We start from the raw sequence: 17,127 nt of genomic DNA, 5'->3' as shown, positions 1-17,127 counted from the left end.
GGCTCCCACTGCTTGTATGCATGCGGTTTCAGGATCTATTTCACTCCCCTCACAGGGGTTCTTTTCGCCTTTCCCTCACGGTACTGGTTCACTATCGGTCAGTCAGGAGTATTTAGCCTTGGAGGATGGTCCCCCCATATTCAGACAAGGTTTCACGTGCCCCGCCCTACTCGACATCATCATATAAGCCCTTTCGTGTACAGGACTATCACCCACTATGGTTGCACTTCCCAGAGCATTCCACTAGAACTTATATGACTTAATGGGCTTTTCCCCGTTCGCTCGCCGCTACTGAGGGAATCTCAATTGATTTCTTTTCCTAAGGGTACTGAGATGTTTCACTTCCCCTCGTTCGCCTCGTATGACTATGTATTCATCATACGATACCTGCCTTATGACAGGTGGGTTTCCCCATTCAGAAATCTCCGGATCACAGGATATTTGCCGCCTCCCCGGAGCTTATCGCAGGCTATTACGTCTTTCATCGCCTCTGACTGCCAAGGCATCCACCACATGCACTTAATTACTTGACTATACAACCCCAAACAGTCGATCGTTCCTACAAGTGAGAACGTTCAACATTACAGTTTGAAGTACTGTGCACTTAAGCACCGTACAGCTTCAATTCAATTCACATACCAAAACGCTTGATTCAGTTAATTTCGCTAGTAACTCATTTCTTCAACCTTCATCAATCAGTAATAAATCACTGTTAATGTCGATCTTAAAAACGAGTATGAACAAATTATTTCAACTCAAATATATTCTGTTAATGATTTTTCCAGCCTTCGTCAGGTCAGGAAACTGTGATAAATCACAGAAGTTAATAAAATGTAAACCAATATCTACTTCTTACTAATTTCTGTAATCCAACCTATCTGCGCGAAGCATAGCTTCTTGCTTAAATTTCAAGGAAAAACATTGTTTTTCTATTCTTGAAATTTGGTGGAGACTAGGAGAGTCGAACTCCTGACCTCCTGCGTGCAAAGCAGGCGCTCTACCAACTAAGCTAAGTCCCCAGCTTATCAATAAGTCAATGTCTCTGTTTTTCTGTATTCAGCATTTAATAATGCTTGTTAGTCAGATTTGGTGGGTCTGACAAGACTTGAACTTGTGACCCCACGCTTATCAAGCGTGTGCTCTAACCAACTGAGCTACAGACCCTCAGATACATCGTCATGAAGAACAACTTGTTGTGGATTCTTACCAATCGTCAATCTTTCGTTAAGGAGGTGATCCAGCCGCAGGTTCCCCTACGGCTACCTTGTTACGACTTCACCCCAGTCATCGGCCACACCGTGGTAAGCGTCCTCCTTGCGGTTAGACTACCTACTTCTGGTGCAACAAATTCCCATGGTGTGACGGGCGGTGTGTACAAGGCCCGGGAACGTATTCACCGCGGCATTCTGATCCGCGATTACTAGCGATTCCGACTTCATGGAGTCGAGTTGCAGACTCCAATCCGGACTACGATCGGCTTTTTGAGATTAGCATCCTATCGCTAGGTAGCAACCCTTTGTACCGACCATTGTAGCACGTGTGTAGCCCTGGTCGTAAGGGCCATGATGACTTGACGTCGTCCCCGCCTTCCTCCAGTTTGTCACTGGCAGTATCCTTAAAGTTCCCGGCTTAACCCGCTGGCAAATAAGGAAAAGGGTTGCGCTCGTTGCGGGACTTAACCCAACATCTCACGACACGAGCTGACGACAGCCATGCAGCACCTGTATGTAAGTTCCCGAAGGCACCAATCCATCTCTGGAAAGTTCTTACTATGTCAAGACCAGGTAAGGTTCTTCGCGTTGCATCGAATTAAACCACATGCTCCACCGCTTGTGCGGGCCCCCGTCAATTCATTTGAGTTTTAGTCTTGCGACCGTACTCCCCAGGCGGTCTACTTATCGCGTTAGCTGCGCCACTAAAGCCTCAAAGGCCCCAACGGCTAGTAGACATCGTTTACGGCATGGACTACCAGGGTATCTAATCCTGTTTGCTCCCCATGCTTTCGTACCTCAGCGTCAGTATTAGGCCAGATGGCTGCCTTCGCCATCGGTATTCCTCCAGATCTCTACGCATTTCACCGCTACACCTGGAATTCTACCATCCTCTCCCATACTCTAGCTTCCCAGTATCGAATGCAATTCCTAAGTTAAGCTCAGGGATTTCACATCCGACTTAAAAAGCCGCCTACGCACGCTTTACGCCCAGTAAATCCGATTAACGCTCGCACCCTCTGTATTACCGCGGCTGCTGGCACAGAGTTAGCCGGTGCTTATTCTGCGAGTAACGTCCACTATCCTAGAGTATTAATCTCGGTAGCCTCCTCCTCGCTTAAAGTGCTTTACAACCAAAAGGCCTTCTTCACACACGCGGCATGGCTGGATCAGGCTTTCGCCCATTGTCCAATATTCCCCACTGCTGCCTCCCGTAGGAGTCTGGGCCGTGTCTCAGTCCCAGTGTGGCGGATCATCCTCTCAGACCCGCTACAGATCGTCGCCTTGGTAGGCCTTTACCCCACCAACTAGCTAATCTGACTTAGGCTCATCTATTAGCGCAAGGTCCGAAGATCCCCTGCTTTCCCCCGTAGGGCGTATGCGGTATTAGCATTCCTTTCGGAATGTTGTCCCCCACTAATAGGCAGATTCCTAAGCATTACTCACCCGTCCGCCGCTAGGTTAGGTAGCAAGCTACCTTTCCCCGCTCGACTTGCATGTGTTAAGCCTGCCGCCAGCGTTCAATCTGAGCCATGATCAAACTCTTCAGTTAAAAATCATTAGTAGCTTATGGCTACAAATCTTGGCTCATCAATTTTCTGACAAATATTTCTCAAATAAACTTCGAGTAATTTCTACCATCAATCAATGAAATATTTTCGATCGATCAATCAGTAAAAATCCACACAAGTTGTTCTTCATAATCTCTTAATGATCTTCTTGCTGATTCGTCATCAGCAAGGCCTTCGCTTCAAGTTATTCACTGCATTGCGTTGGTATGCTGCGTATTCTATACAGATTTATTTGCAGCGCAAGTCATTTCATACAAATAGCTCCAAAAAACCATTTGATTGATTATTTTTAAATCAAAACACTTGATTTTAATTAAACCATGTACAATATTGTCGACTTATTCACTATATAAATGCGCTATCCAAATAATAAAAACAGCTAATGCTGTTTTTATTTAGACTATGTAAAAGCTACTGTGCTTGTTCAGCCAGCCAAGCCATAAACGCTTGTCGTTCAGTTTTAGATGCACTTTTCCAAGTATTAATTAATTGTTGAGCGTTGCTAGGGCTTGGTAGATCTTTTTGTTTCTCTGTCCCAGCTTTAGCCACAACAGCTTGTGATGTATAGACCGGTGCAGGCTGTACCACTATCGTTGCTTTTTGAGTTAAATCGGTTGGTGCGTCGCTAAATAAATTTTGAAGAATGCCTGCATTTTGAGTTTTACTGCCCTTTTGCTCAACCAGTAACTGATTCTTGGCATTGTAGAGACCAAAAATCGGCTGCTTAGCATAAGCCTTGGCATCATCATGGTTTTGCGGAGGACTGATCAGTGCCAAACGGTAAGACTGTTGGTCTTGTAAAATTGGGGTCTTAATATTCACAATCCCTGAGCGAACGATATCGTGTGAGCCAATACCTGGATGCTCTTCAAAAAACTGGGTATAGCGAACACTGATAATATTCTCACCTGCATCAATATTATATTTATTGTCAGAACTGAATAAACGACTCTTAACCTCTTGCCCATTTAAGCCTTCAATTTTTATTTCCTCTGGGGCAGTAATAGTCACTGCTGAAAATACTGAAGTACTCAACATCAATGCTGCTGTTACAAGGGTTATGCGTAAGGTCATTTTTACACTCTATCGATGGTTTATTAAAGTTTAGTTGCACTATGCAGTGTATAAATGACAATTTTATGACAATTTCTGAGCTTAGAACCAACTCGCAACTACAATATATATTGCTAAGCTTTGATATTTTAAAGATAAATCCCTAAACAAAAAAAGAGCAGATCAACTCTGCTCTTTTTCATTTTAATGACTAGCTATTAATTAAATGTTTTAAAGCGATCCACTTCCGCCATAAATGTTTTCTCACCTGCAGGTGCTTCAATCGAACCAAAAACAAGTTGAGCACGGAGTTTCCAATTTGCGGGGATATCGAAGATCTCTGTAATCTCAGCATCTACGATTGGATTGTAGTGCTGTAATGACGCACCAATATTTTGTTCAGATAACGCAGTCCATACGGCAAATTGAGCAATTGCAGAAGAATGTTCAGACCACACTGGGAAATTATCTGCATAAAGCGCAAATTGTTCCTGCAATGCTTTTACAACATCTTGGTCTTCATAAAATAAAACCGTACCATAGCCTGCAGCAAAGCTATTAATTTTGGCATTTGTACCTTCAAAAGCAGCTTCTGGAACAATTTTACGTAAAGTTTCACGCACGATATTCCAAAATTGTAAATGCGACTCACCAAACAAAGTTACAATACGAGAAGTCTGTGAGTTAAATGCAGACGGACTGTGATTCACTGCTTCTTTAATTACAGATTCAATTTGTTCTGGTGTTAATGCTACATTTTTACCAACAGCATAAATGGTACGACGTTGTTTGATGTGGTCTAAAAATGACATGTTATTTTCCTCAGCGATCTCTCGATCTTGTTATATGCAGATTCATATTCATCATAGCTATTATTTTGAATTTGAACATGCTTAATTCAGCGACATAGTGTCTTAAAAATAGAACAATATGCCACAGGTCTAGGCCAATAAAGATTACCTCGTGTCATCATGTATAGATCATAAAGCGCTCTTCGTCTCTATGATGTTCTTTTTCTGCGACTTTTTCCTCTATCGAACCAAAGACTAATTGGGCACGTAATAGCCAATGTTTTGGAAGCTCAAAAATCTTAGAAATGTCAGCATCAATACTTGGGTTATAATGTTGCAATGAGGCACCTAAACCTGCATCTGCTAAACATGTCCATACAGCATATTGGATCAATTCAGCTAAATACACCTGACTTAAATGCACACGCTTCCCTAAAACATAAATACTACGGCGCTTTTTTAGTTGATCGATAAATGTGGTTTGTTTTAGGTCTTCTGTGTGATTTTTTTTAAATTTTAAGTCTTTGGTTAAATCCGTTGTTAGAACTTGCCCAATTTTATGTAATAAAGCCATACCGTGTTCCCCAAAATGTACAGTGATGCCTATTGTGTTAGACGTTAGTGTAATCTCAGGAGAATCACTTATATTCATTAAGTGATTCCTAAATGTTTGTTTTTAAAACAAACAAATTGAATAAAAAAATAAACTCCGCATTTAGCGGAGTTTATGTGACTGATCTAACACTTTAAAAACAGTATTGTTGAATCTTATTTCTCTGTTTCGAACAAAGCAGCAACAAAGGATTTTGCAGAGAATGGACGTAAGTCGTCAATTTTCTCACCAACACCAATGAAGCGAATTGGAACATGCGTACGACTGGCAATATTAAATAGTACACCACCTTTCGCAGTGCCGTCGAGTTTGGTAATCGTCAGGCCTGTCAAACCAACTGCCTCATCAAACATTTCTACTTGATTAATCGCATTTTGACCTGTTCCTGCATCGACCACCAACATAACTTCGTGTGGCGCAGTCGCATCGATTTTTTGCATGACACGTTTTACTTTGGTCAACTCTTGCATGAGATGCCCTTTGTTATGTAAACGACCTGCGGTATCTGCAATCAAGACATCAACACCTTTCGCACGCGCACTTTCAAACGCATCGAAAATTACGGAAGCGCTATCAGCGCCATGACCCTGTGCGACTACAGCAATATTATTACGTTCACCCCAAATTTGAAGCTGTTCAGTCGCCGCTGCACGGAAAGTATCCCCCGCAGCAAGCATCACTTTCTTGCCTTCACCTTGTAAACGTTTTGCCAATTTACCAATGGTTGTGGTTTTACCCACACCGTTTACACCCACCACCAAAATCACATAAGGCGTTTTGTTCGGATCGATGTGTAAAGGTTTCACACGTGGTGCAAGTAAGGCCACCAACTCTTCTTGAAGCGCTTTATAGAGCGAGTGCGAGTAAATTAAATCGCCACGTGCAGTACGTTCAGTTAAGTTGGTAATAATGGTTTTCGTTGCATCAACGCCGATGTCAGCTACTAAAAGCTGTTCTTCAACTTCTTCAAGCAGTTCGTCATCAATTTCCTTACCACCGATCAAAATATTGACCATACCATCAGCAAGGTTTTTACGGGTTTTGGTTAACCCTTCTTTCATGCGACTAAAGAAACCGCCTTTTGCAGATGTATCTGCTTCTTCTGCACTTGTTTCAGCAACCACAACTGGACTAACAACTGTTTGCTCTTTTGTTTCAACGATTGGCACATTGACCACAGGTAAACTTGGTAGTGTGACATCGTCATCCCCGATATCAGCATCAATCAAAAATTTGTTCTGCTCATTAGATTGCTGTTGCATGCCGAATCCTTGAAAAGCACTGCGTTAAAAAAGACGGATTCTACCATAAAAGATAGGCTTCCGCTTAGCAACAATACTTTATGTAAACACTTAACAAATCAATACTTCTGGCGCTTGATCTACTTCGCATTTTTCTTAAGAATGGTTATTTATTGAAATGCTTTAACTTCACTTCAACCTGAGCCCAAATTTTATATGCATCACTTATTAGTCACGCATTCTTATAAAAGAAGTTTAGTTGCACTGGGTTTTACTCTATTTTGTTTACCTATAACTACCCATGCACAAATACGCAGTGAACTTACCCGCAGTAGTTTTGAAACTACTTTAAGCAATGGCTTGCAGGTGATTATCCGTGAAGATCACCGCTCCCCAATGGTCATGACCCAAATTTGGTACAAAGTCGGTAGCACTGATGAGTCTGGAAATATAACGGGTATTTCGCATGTACTGGAACATATGATGTTTAAAGGCACATCCAAAGTTCCCAATGACGAATTCAGTCGCTTAAGTCGAATCTATGGCGGTACAGTAAATGCCGCAACATTTACCAATTACACCAATTACTATCAGCTTTATCCTAAAACCTACTTCCCGATGGCTTTAGAGCTTGAAGCCGATCGTATGCGTAATCTCTTACTACGGAAACAAGACTTTGACCCTGAAATTAAAGTAGTGATGGAGGAGCGACGCCTGCGTACCGACGACAACCCCCGCTCACTCGCGTTCGAACGTTTTAAATGGATTTCGTATCCCACGAGTCACTATCGTCAACCTGTCATTGGGCACATGAAACACTTGCAAAATATCAGTCTAGATGACGTGAAACAGTGGTATCAAAAATGGTATAGCCCAAACAATGCGATTTTGGTGATTGTGGGAGATGTCAATGCAGAATCCGCCCTAAGACAAGTTCAAAAATATTTTGGCGACATCAAAAGCCATCCAACACCTGTACGCAATGATGTGACTGAGTTTGAGAACATTGGCTACCGTCACATGGAACAAAATACCAATGTTGAGGTGCCAAATTTATATATGGCTTGGAATGTCAAATCACTTGCAACAGCAAGCAATCCAGAAGATGTTTACGCACTCACACTTATTCGAAGCTTATTAGATAGCGGGATCAGCTCTCGATTACAACAGCGCCTTGTACGCGACAAAAAATTAGCGACCGCACTGAGTGTCAGTTATGACCCTTATAACCGTGGAGACAGTCTATTTAGTATCTCCGCACTTCCAGTCACTGGCGTGGAACTTTCTGAGCTACAAAAAGCCATTGAATATGAAATTGAGCGACTCAAAACAGAACTTGTTCAACCACAAGAGCTTGAACGGATTAGCACACGCTTTGTTGCAAACTTAATTTATGGTCAAGATGACATAGTCGGGCAAGCAAAGATGATTGGAAACTTAGCCGTGAATGGCTTGAATTATCGACTAATGGATCAGCTTCCACAGCATTTTGAAGCGGTTACACCTGAAGATATTCAGCACGTTGCTCAAACTGCTTTTGTACGAGATAACTTAAGTACGTTGTACCTTCAACCAGAAAAGAAGGCCACAAAATAATGAAAAATCAAAAGACCATCTTTCACCTGTTATTTATTACCTTGTCTACCTTTTGCACTACCAATGTAATTGCAGATGTAAGTACAAGTAGTATTAGCAATGATGACCCACGTACATTACAGTCTATTGCTTCTCTACAAAGCTTAAAACAGGTTCAAACCAGCGACCTTCATACAGCACCACATGTACACGAACTTAAGAACAAATACAAAGTTCGAAGTCTATTTGTTGAGTCACCCGCCTTACCTATGGTGGATATTCAACTTACCTTTAATGCAGGCTCTGCACGAGATGTAGAAGTAGAAAAAGGCCTATATGGTGTTGCCAATATGGCAGCACAACTCATCGATGAAGGCACTACGCAACATGATGCAGTTGAAATCGCGAATGCCTTTGAGCAAGTCGGGGCTCGTTTTAGCGTAGCTGCACACCGTGACATGTTTGTGGTTCGACTGCGTTCTCTGTCTGACCCTAAAAAACTAGATGCTGCGGTAAGTACGATGCTTGAAGTATTAAAAGACTCTACTTTTAAAAATAACAGTATTAGTTTGATGGTAAGCAATACCCAAGTAGGTCAGAAACAGTTGAAAGAAAGTCCGAGTCGATTGATGAGTATTCGCTTTTATCGCGCACTCTATGGTTCGCACCCTTATGCTGAACCGATTACGGGAACCAATGGCAGTATTAAAAAAATTACGACTCAGCACTTAAAAAAATTCAGAGATGAATTTTTGGTTAGTCAAAATATGAATATTGCACTGACAGGCCAACTCAGTGTTAAACAAGCGCAAAAACTGGCTGAACGAATAAGTGCAGCCATCCCACAAGGTGAAACGGCAAAGCCACTTGCTGTACCACAAGATAAACCCAACTTTGATATTCAACACATTCTGTTTAATTCAACTCAAGCCCATGTCACCATGGGACATCTATCAACCACGCGGGATGATCCGGATCGTTTAGCGCTCGAACTAGCTAACCGTATGTTGGGTGGGGGTGGATTTAGCTCCATTTTAATGAAAGAACTACGCGTTAAACGTGGTTACACCTATGGAGCAAACAGTGCTTTTACATTTAGCCAAGCGGCTGGAAGTTTTAGTCTAAGTTATTCAACCCAGCAAGATCAGCTCATGGACAGCATACAAGTGGCGCATAAAGCCCTAGTTGACTTTGTCCATCAACCAATTGATGCACAGCAGTTAGAAGAAACTAAAGCCGGTATGTTACGCAGCCTACCTAACAGCTATAGCAGCAATGCAAACATCAATGCACAACTCGGATCTATAGGGTTTTATCAGCAAGATGCGAATTATTTAGCAGACTACCCAAAACGTTTAGCTGCGATCACGCCTTTAGATGTTCAAAATGCGATACGTAAACACATTCACCCTGAAAGTCTTACCCTTGTGATTGTCAGTAATGCTTTAGATAAAGAGCAACTTCGACATATTTTAGAATTGAATCTTGACCCGAATATTAAGCAAAGCATGTCGCATCCTGATCAAATTCCTGCGATTATTGAACCTCCGGAGCCAATGCCGGAAGCTGCTTCGCCCGATTCTGCTCAAACTGATGAGCCTGCATTAATCTAAAGTAATCAATATAGGAAATCTGGTTTTCCAAAACCAGATCTTGAGCCATCTCTTGTGTTTCTGGGAAAGTCGCTTGATGAGATAAGCGACTTACATTTTCAAATTGGCTTGGAGAAATGGGTCGAGATAAGGCAATACTCGATAAAATGACAATAAGCATAATGATCGATGCCATCAGACCATTATAAATTTGTACAAGCGTAATCTGTGATTTTAATTTAAGAATTTTTTGGATCGCAATGTGCATAACCTACCTCTAGTGAAACTAGTGTAAGTAGCGAATTGCATAATCACAAGTTGAAATGCTGAAAAATGCCCCCATTAATGCTAAAGAGGACATAATTTCAGCAAGTCAGATTGTTTGTAAAGCAAAAGTCTAACCAACAATGCTACGAATAACTGCAAAATAGAGCACCAAGGCAATTACCCCCAATGCAATCATAATGGCGAAAGCCCCAACACCATTTTCTGCATCTGCAGGGTGTGCAGGATCGTCATCGGCAATACGTCTTAGCTCCCCATTGTATGTTTCATAAAAATCAGCCCGTTGATTTTCATCAAGCTGACGTGTGAAATCATAAACTCGTTTACGTTGTGCCAAACAAAAATCCCCAAGATGAATTTCTTGATGGAAAACTGCTTCATCTAATAGCGTTCGGTGATATTGCGCCAACGCTACAATTTGAGAAACAGTTGGAGGCATATCAAAATCAAAACCGTCTAATGTATTTGTCATGTTATTCTCCTTATAAAATACAGTTTCCTGTTTTATTATCATATTCAATCTTTTGATTGTTCATTGTTTAATCATGTAAACAAAATAAGATGAAGAATACTCGACAATATATTTGACAATTCCAGCAATTTGTAATAAATATTTAACATTAGCGTGATATTTATATCTAAAGGTAAAATTACCTTTAAGTGATCATAATTAGAATAAGGAGCTTAATATGATTCAACAAATCTCTCATCATGACTTAGAACATGCGTATGCGGATGCAGTAAACACCATTCAATCACAAATGAACTTCGTAGAAGCAGTACAACAGTTAGAAAGCGTTGCACGCGCTGGCCACGGTAAAGCAGCACTGTTTTTGGCAGAACTTTATTATCAAGGTTTCCGCGTAGAACGTGACTCGCTGAAAGCACAATACTGGCAACAGCTTGCCACCATGAAAGCATAATAAAACGTCACCTAGGTGGCGTTTTTTTTGAGGCTAACATTTTGATATGACATATTTATTTACATAGTTATGCAAAGCTTACACTGAACTTTCATCTTAATTATTTAAAATAGCGTCATGTTCCTTAATGACATAACGCTATGTACAAAATTTTGAAACTACAACCGATTTCAAATCATTTATATTTAAAAATCAATATTCTAAGAGGCATGATGTACTGCGGTATTCTTTGGGGGCTTTACAACGCTGAACAGCAAGGCTGGGCGATGACCTCTGATCACGATGACTATGTTTTCCCCTTTTGGCTCAATGGTTTACACGCACACCAATATGCTCAATTGCACTGGCCAAACTATATTCCTAAAAAAATCACGCCGCAGGATTTCCAGAGCGCATTACTGCCTACTCTGTCACGTTTAAAAGTCACACCAGCGCTATGTAACGGCACAAAACGCATGAAGCTCAGTACGTCTCAAATGCGCCACTTTTTCTTCAATGACCCTATTCTAGCGCCAGCTTAAAGCTCATTAAGAACAATAAGACGTAATTAACTTGTTATTTTATTGAGAGCTATGACTGTAAAGTATTTGCTTTTTTTTAAATCGCGCTAATTTAAATATAAAACAATAACCACAACCGAGGATATGCCCTATGACCAATGTTGCTCAAGTATTAAAAGATAAAGTACATCAAGCAATCTACACCATCAGTCCCGAAGCCACTGTTCTTGAAGCAATTTCACTTATGGCAGATAAAGGCATTGGTGCACTTGTAGTCACACACGAAGAACGAGTTGTAGGCATATTGTCCGAACGTGACTACATGCGCAAAGTCATATTGATGGAACGTAGTTCGAAGCAAACCACAGTCAATGAAATTATGACAGCCAAAGTACTGACAGTCACAACAGCAGTTACGGTTGAAGAATGTTTAGACCTGATGACAGACCACCACCTACGTCACTTGCCCGTGGTTGAGCAAGATAAATTATTGGGACTCATTTCTATTGGTGACTTGGTGAAAGCGGCAATGGATGATCAAAAGAAACTGATTGAGCAACTACAACAGTATATTTCAGGTTAAGTTTTAATGTTTAGGTGTTCAACCATAAACGCATACTCAGCATTGGCTATTAATGATAAAAATATAAAACCAAGATCATAAAAAATCCCTGCTCTAAACAGGGATTTTTTTATATGACTATGAAAGGCTTAAAACTTAATTCAGACCTAATTTTGCAGCGACATAATCTGCATCTTTGTCGCCACGACCAGATACATTCACCACAATTTTAATATCTTTGGCCAACTTTGGAGCTTCACGAAGTACCCACGCCACGGCATGTGAACTTTCAAGCGCAGGGACAATCCCTTCAACTCGTGACAACCGCATAAACGCATCCAAGCACTCTTGATCAGTCGCAGTGGTATATTCGACACGACCCAAGTCTTTCAGCAGACTGTGCTGAGGCCCGACGCCAGGATAATCTAGACCTGAAGCAATTGAGTGTACTGGTAACGGTTCACCTTGATCATTTTCAAGTACATAACACGCCATACCATGAATTTGACTTGGTTTGCCTAAAGTTAAGGTTGCCGAGTGCATGTCGGTATCTAAACCATGACCAGCAGGCTCTACACCAATTAGTTTCACATCTGCATCGTTTAAAAATGCGGTGAAAGCACCCATAGCATTTGAACCACCACCCACACATGCAACCACATAATCTGGGTTCGCGCCAAAGCGCTCATGAGTTTGTTCTTTAATTTCTTTACCAATAATCGACTGGAAGTCACGCACCATCATTGGAAATGGATGTGGCCCAACAACCGAACCAATAGCATAGATATAATGGGTTGGATCTTTTAAATACTCTTCAAAAGCACTGTCCACAGCATCTTTCAGCGTTGCAGTACCACGTGTCACTGAAATGAGTGTTGCTCCAAGGATTTTCATTTTGACGACATTGGGATGTTCTTTTTCAATATCGACCTGCCCCATATGAATTTCACACGGAATCCCCACCAAAGCACAGGCTGTTGCTAATGCAACGCCGTGTTGGCCGGCACCCGTTTCTGCAATGACTTTGGTTTTACCCATATATTTCGCAAGCAACGCTTCACCCAAACAGTGATTAATTTTATGTGCGCCTGTGTGGTTTAAGTCTTCACGCTTTAGATAGATCTGTGCCCCGCCCAACTGTTCAGATAACCGTTTTGCATAAAACAACGGACTTGGACGACCAACATAGTGCGCAAACAGTTCAGCAAGTTCAGTTTGAAACGCTTCGGTTTCACGGATTTGTTCATAGGCGACTTTAATGTCATCCATTGCCGCTTTTAAGTGAGGTGGGATAAACTGACCACCATAGTTGCCAAAAAAGCCCGCGTCATTCGGCAAAGCAATACCATTAATTTGATGATCCATTTTTTATGATCCTTATTCTTAAAATGCGCTTTCTTTCCAGCTTTATCGTGCTAAATACTTGGTCATATCCTCAACGCCTTTGAGGGTCATTGGGTACATATGGTCTTCAAAAATTTGCTTAATCAAACCAATCGTATGAGTGTAATGCCAATAACGGTCTTCTTCTGGATTCAACCATGCTGTTTTTTCAAAATGATTGCGTAAACGCTGTAGCCAGACATTTCCTGCTTCATCATTCATATATTCAACCGAACCACCCACAGAATTGAGTTCATAAGGTGCCATAGAGGCATCCCCAACCACAATTACACGATAGTCGCGTCCATAGGTATTGAATAAATCCCATGTATTCATCCGGGTACTTGAGCGACGTACATTGTCTTTCCAAACATAATCATATAAACAGTTATGGAAATAGAAATACTCTAAGGTTTTAAACTCAGTTTTTGCCGCACTAAACAGTTTTTCGCATTGTGCAATATGGGAATCCATCGATCCCCCCACATCAAACAACATCAGCACCTTAATGCGATTACGACGCTCAGGCACGAGCTGCACATCGAGTATGCCTTGCTTCGCGGTTTCACGAATTGTACCGTCGATGTCTAACTCTTCAGCCGCACCTTGTCTGGCAAATTTACGTAAACGACGCAATGCCATTTGCATTTGGCGTGTTCCGAGAATTTGATCATCATCCAAATTCTGATATTTACGTTGTTCCCAAACTTTTACAGCAGAACGTTTACGTCCCGGCCCACCAATACGCACCCCTTCAGGATGATCACCATAAGCACCAAATGGAGACGTTCCTCCAGTGCCGATCATCTTGTTTCCACCCTGATGTTTCTTATGCTGTTCGCGTAAGCGTTCTTCCAGCATTTTCATGAGTTCTTCTAATGAACCGGCTTTCTTTAATTCTTCACGCTGCTCAGGAGTTAGATGCTTTTCTAAGAGTTCTAAATCGAACCAGTCTTTCGGTAACTTTGGAACTTTATTGAGTAAATCATCTAAATCAAAAGTTGAAATCCCATCAAAATAGTCTTTCATCCCTCGGTCAAATTTGTCAAAGAAGCGTTCATCTTTCACCATAATAGTTTTGGCGAGTTGATAGAACTCTTCTTGATCGGCAAAGACCAAACCTGAAGCAACAGCTTCATTCAGATCGATCAGTTCACGCGTCGAGACAGGAACACCGTATTTGCGTAAGGTATAAAACAAGCGCACAAACATGCGTGTTTCTCCTTTAGCGACGTGACATGAAGGCTAAACGTTCAAGCAACTGTACATCTTGTTCGTTTTTAATGAGTGCGCCATATAAAGGTGGAATGGCTTTAGACTTATCATGATTACGCAGTACATCTTCTGGCATATCATCAGCCATCAGCAAGCTTAACCAGTCAATCAATTCAGAAGTTGATGGCGGTTTTTTTAGACCCGGAACTTGACGTAATTTGAAGAAAACTTGTAATGCTTCATTGACCAATGCCGTTGAAATTTGCGGGAAATGAACATCAATAATTTCACGCATGGTTGCGTCGTCTGGAAATTCAATATAATGGAAGAAACAACGACGCAAGAATGCATCTGGAAGTTCTTTTTCATTATTTGAAGTAATAATCACAATAGGACGTTGTGATGCAGTAATGGTTTCGCCCGTCTCATATACATAGAAAGACATCTTATCCAATTCATGCAACAAGTCGTTTGGAAACTCAATGTCCGCCTTATCAATTTCATCAATTAATAAAACACAACGTTCTTCACTGGTGAACGCTTCCCACAATTTACCCGGTTTAATATAGTTTTTAATGTCATATACACGGTCGTCACCCAGTTGGCTGTCACGTAGACGTGAAACCGCATCATACTCATATAAACCTTGCTGGGCTTTTGTGGTTGACTTAATGTGCCAAGTCAATAATTTTAAGCCTAAGCTTTCAGCCACTTGTTCAGCCAGTAAAGTTTTACCCGTACCTGGCTCACCTTTGACCAATAAAGGCTTTTGTAAGCTACGTGCAGCTTTTACAGCAAGTTTTAAACTATCGGTAGCGATGTACTGATCTGTACCCGTAAATTGTTGTGTTTCAACAGACATGATTAAACCTTATTTTTATTAATTACAGCGGTGAATGATTGTTACTGACAACTGCTTTGGTTTTATTAGCCACATATTTTGACCAAAAGAAACCGATCACAAGCCCCACACCCATGACAAAAAGAATCAGTGACAAATTTGACCAAATGAGTGCTGATTCTTTCGTTAACACACCGAAAAGCAAGCCAAAAATAGCCGGTGCAATCGATGAGTTTGGACCTTCGGAAACCGTTGGTGTCAATAAAATGGCAAAGATCATCATCCATGTGATGCCACCCAACAGCTTCGGTAGGCGTGTGGCAATGGAATACCAACACCACAAAATCAGCAAACTGCCCAAAAGGTAAACTGTGACAGCAATACTGTCTTCAGGAATTGAATCGAGCATTGAAAGAAAACTATCCACGGTGCAACTCCTGAATTATGCTTTATGCGCCACGAAGGCCTTCTGGTGCCGCAGCGTTCGGATTGATTAATCCTTCTGGCGGCATTTGTAGAAAGAAGCCTTGAGTTTGAATCGAATCCATGACATGCAATACATTTACACGGGCCAATTTACGCGTTTCACTCAGCTCTAATGACATCACAAAAGTCGCTCGACCAAATGCAACACGAACAGCTTCAGGCAAAACATTCAATGGGCTAAAATCTTCAGCGGCTTGATCAGCTTCAGTTGGACAAGCAATATAAAGATACATTTCATCTTTTTTGCTTGATTTATAAATAGAACATTGCATATCTAAAACAGCACTCAAATAACTCAAGCCACAGGATACATCAAATAAAAGCAGCTGACATTAGTCATGATTAACGCATCAGTCGTGATTTTGTATAAATATTCAAACTTCAGACCAATTGACTAATTATTAATCCATGACTTTCATTTGCGTTGAAAGATAGCTTTCATCACGGCGTAGGAGTTGAATTAAAGGTTGGGTTAACAAATCATAGCGCCAACCTAATAAATAATCAGGCAAGTCTTGCTCATCATTATGAAAAACCACATGTTGATGCAGCGCGTTCATCCACTTTTTGCGCATCAACACTTCTTTAGGAATGCTGGTTTCATTGACCACATTTTGAATTAAGTGATCAATCTTCTCCCCCACATCTTTTGAAGAATGACGGATCGGACGTGCCATACGTAGTGGCCAATCTGCTTGCTCAGGCAAGAATTTCACCAAATCTAAAATGGTTTTACCGTGCTCGCGGACGACGTTTTGACGTATGTCTTTTACACCCGATAACTGAAAAGCATTTTTTGGATTTTTCTCAACCAAATCAATCATGCTTGAGTTTTTCAAAATGAAACTACGTGGTGTATTAAGCGCTTTCACCATCTGTTCACGCCATACAGCCAACTGCTGTAACTGCATTAACTGACGACGTGAATGTCGATAGTTACCAATATCTTGATAGAGTAAATGCAAAGGCGTTTCTGTCGCGATTTCTTGCGTCAGATGCTGACAGTCTTCAAGTGCAAAATGTAAGAGTGACTTTGAATCTAGTTCTTGTTTAACTTGAACCGTACCGGGTTTGTCGGAGACTTTTTATTTAAGTTAGGCCACCTGACCTAACTGGTTAATTTTATCATAGTACATTGCTTCAAAATCAAAAGGTGATACATAATCTAGCGCACTATGTACACGTTCTTTATTGAACCAATCCACCCAGTTTAGTGTCGCAAGTTGTACATCTGCTAAACCTTGCCAATCTGCTTTTAAATATTCAATCACCTCTGTTTTGTATA

The 17,127-nt window shown here is 41.1% G+C and carries 16 protein-coding genes, 2 tRNA genes, 2 rRNA genes and 1 pseudogene; 5 read left to right on the top strand and 16 right to left on the bottom strand.

What is annotated here, in order from left to right:
- The 8 genes from F986_RS16590 to ftsY all read right to left on the bottom strand — a co-directional run.
- Positions 1-533: ribosomal RNA gene (locus F986_RS16590) — 23S ribosomal RNA — on the bottom strand; the annotation flags it as partial.
- Between the two features lie 410 nt (positions 534-943).
- A tRNA-Ala gene (locus F986_RS16585) sits at positions 944-1,019 on the bottom strand.
- Positions 1,020-1,087: 68 nt separating this feature from the next.
- Positions 1,088-1,164: transfer RNA gene (locus F986_RS16580), tRNA-Ile, on the bottom strand.
- A gap of 61 nt (positions 1,165-1,225) precedes the next feature.
- A 16S ribosomal RNA gene (locus F986_RS16575) occupies positions 1,226-2,763 on the bottom strand.
- 430 nt (positions 2,764-3,193) lie between these two features.
- Positions 3,194-3,856: a DUF2057 family protein gene (locus F986_RS16570; protein ID WP_004697090.1), complete on the bottom strand. Its 663-nt coding sequence runs from the start codon at positions 3,854-3,856 to the stop codon at positions 3,194-3,196.
- 197 nt (positions 3,857-4,053) lie between these two features.
- Positions 4,054-4,647, bottom strand: a complete 594-nt coding sequence (locus F986_RS16565; protein WP_004697089.1) for a nitroreductase family protein — start codon at positions 4,645-4,647, stop codon at positions 4,054-4,056.
- A gap of 157 nt (positions 4,648-4,804) precedes the next feature.
- Positions 4,805-5,200: a nitroreductase family protein gene (locus tag F986_RS16560; RefSeq protein ID WP_017397150.1), complete on the bottom strand. Its 396-nt coding sequence runs from the start codon at positions 5,198-5,200 to the stop codon at positions 4,805-4,807.
- A gap of 194 nt (positions 5,201-5,394) precedes the next feature.
- On the bottom strand, positions 5,395-6,501 hold the full coding sequence (gene ftsY / locus F986_RS16555; RefSeq protein ID WP_004697086.1) for a signal recognition particle-docking protein FtsY: 1,107 nt from the start codon (positions 6,499-6,501) through the stop codon (positions 5,395-5,397).
- A 195-nt stretch (positions 6,502-6,696) separates the two neighbouring features.
- Here ftsY and F986_RS16550 point away from each other — a divergent pair, with 195 nt between their 5' ends.
- Both F986_RS16550 and F986_RS16545 read left to right on the top strand, forming a co-directional pair.
- Positions 6,697-8,076, top strand: a complete 1,380-nt coding sequence (locus F986_RS16550; RefSeq protein WP_004697083.1) for a M16 family metallopeptidase — start codon at positions 6,697-6,699, stop codon at positions 8,074-8,076.
- Positions 8,076-9,668 (top strand): M16 family metallopeptidase, encoded by a 1,593-nt coding sequence (locus F986_RS16545; RefSeq protein WP_004697082.1) that lies wholly within the window; start codon positions 8,076-8,078, stop codon positions 9,666-9,668. The genes F986_RS16550 and F986_RS16545 overlap by 1 nt, the downstream gene beginning before the upstream one ends.
- Positions 9,669-10,044: 376 nt before the next feature.
- On the opposite strand, the gene F986_RS16540 is transcribed toward F986_RS16545, so the two are convergent.
- Positions 10,045-10,404, bottom strand: coding sequence for a hypothetical protein (locus F986_RS16540; RefSeq protein ID WP_004697078.1), 360 nt, complete (start codon positions 10,402-10,404; stop codon positions 10,045-10,047).
- Positions 10,405-10,621: 217 nt separating this feature from the next.
- On the opposite strand from F986_RS16540, the gene F986_RS16535 reads away from it, so the two are divergent.
- From F986_RS16535 to F986_RS16525, 3 genes are all read left to right on the top strand, one after another.
- The gene (locus F986_RS16535; protein WP_004697075.1) at positions 10,622-10,855 is read left to right on the top strand and encodes an SEL1-like repeat protein; all 234 of its coding nucleotides are present in this window, start codon (positions 10,622-10,624) and stop codon (positions 10,853-10,855) included.
- Between the two features lie 140 nt (positions 10,856-10,995).
- A complete protein-coding gene (locus F986_RS16530; protein WP_004697074.1) occupies positions 10,996-11,376 on the top strand; it encodes a DUF2750 domain-containing protein in 381 nt (126 codons plus the stop codon).
- A gap of 130 nt (positions 11,377-11,506) precedes the next feature.
- The gene (locus F986_RS16525; RefSeq protein ID WP_004697071.1) at positions 11,507-11,938 is read left to right on the top strand and encodes a CBS domain-containing protein; all 432 of its coding nucleotides are present in this window, start codon (positions 11,507-11,509) and stop codon (positions 11,936-11,938) included.
- A gap of 135 nt (positions 11,939-12,073) precedes the next feature.
- Here the strand turns inward: F986_RS16525 and trpB are convergent, their stop codons facing one another.
- The 7 genes and pseudogenes from trpB to F986_RS16490 all read right to left on the bottom strand — a co-directional run.
- On the bottom strand, positions 12,074-13,282 hold the full coding sequence (gene trpB, locus F986_RS16520; RefSeq protein WP_004697070.1) for a tryptophan synthase subunit beta: 1,209 nt from the start codon (positions 13,280-13,282) through the stop codon (positions 12,074-12,076).
- Positions 13,283-13,324: 42 nt separating this feature from the next.
- The gene (locus F986_RS16515) at positions 13,325-14,512 is read right to left on the bottom strand and encodes a vWA domain-containing protein (protein WP_004697067.1); all 1,188 of its coding nucleotides are present in this window, start codon (positions 14,510-14,512) and stop codon (positions 13,325-13,327) included.
- Between the two features lie 13 nt (positions 14,513-14,525).
- A complete protein-coding gene (locus F986_RS16510; RefSeq protein WP_004697065.1) occupies positions 14,526-15,377 on the bottom strand; it encodes an AAA family ATPase in 852 nt (283 codons plus the stop codon).
- A gap of 22 nt (positions 15,378-15,399) precedes the next feature.
- On the bottom strand, positions 15,400-15,783 hold the full coding sequence (locus F986_RS16505; RefSeq protein WP_004697064.1) for a hypothetical protein: 384 nt from the start codon (positions 15,781-15,783) through the stop codon (positions 15,400-15,402).
- Positions 15,784-15,805: 22 nt separating this feature from the next.
- The gene (locus F986_RS16500) at positions 15,806-16,114 is read right to left on the bottom strand and encodes a YcgL domain-containing protein (RefSeq protein WP_004697062.1); all 309 of its coding nucleotides are present in this window, start codon (positions 16,112-16,114) and stop codon (positions 15,806-15,808) included.
- A 129-nt stretch (positions 16,115-16,243) separates the two neighbouring features.
- Positions 16,244-16,900, bottom strand: a pseudogene (locus tag F986_RS16495) (HRDC domain-containing protein); the annotation flags it as partial.
- Positions 16,901-16,936: 36 nt separating this feature from the next.
- Positions 16,937-17,127 (bottom strand): integrase core domain-containing protein (locus F986_RS16490; RefSeq protein WP_004697059.1); only part of this gene is annotated, 191 nt, incomplete at its 5' end.

Origin of the sequence: Acinetobacter johnsonii CIP 64.6 (assembly GCF_000368045.1) — a bacterium.
GTDB lineage: Bacteria > Pseudomonadota > Gammaproteobacteria > Pseudomonadales > Moraxellaceae > Acinetobacter > Acinetobacter johnsonii.
The sequence above is the reverse complement of the archived record's forward strand: the minus strand, read 5'-3'. Positions and strand labels throughout refer to the sequence as shown.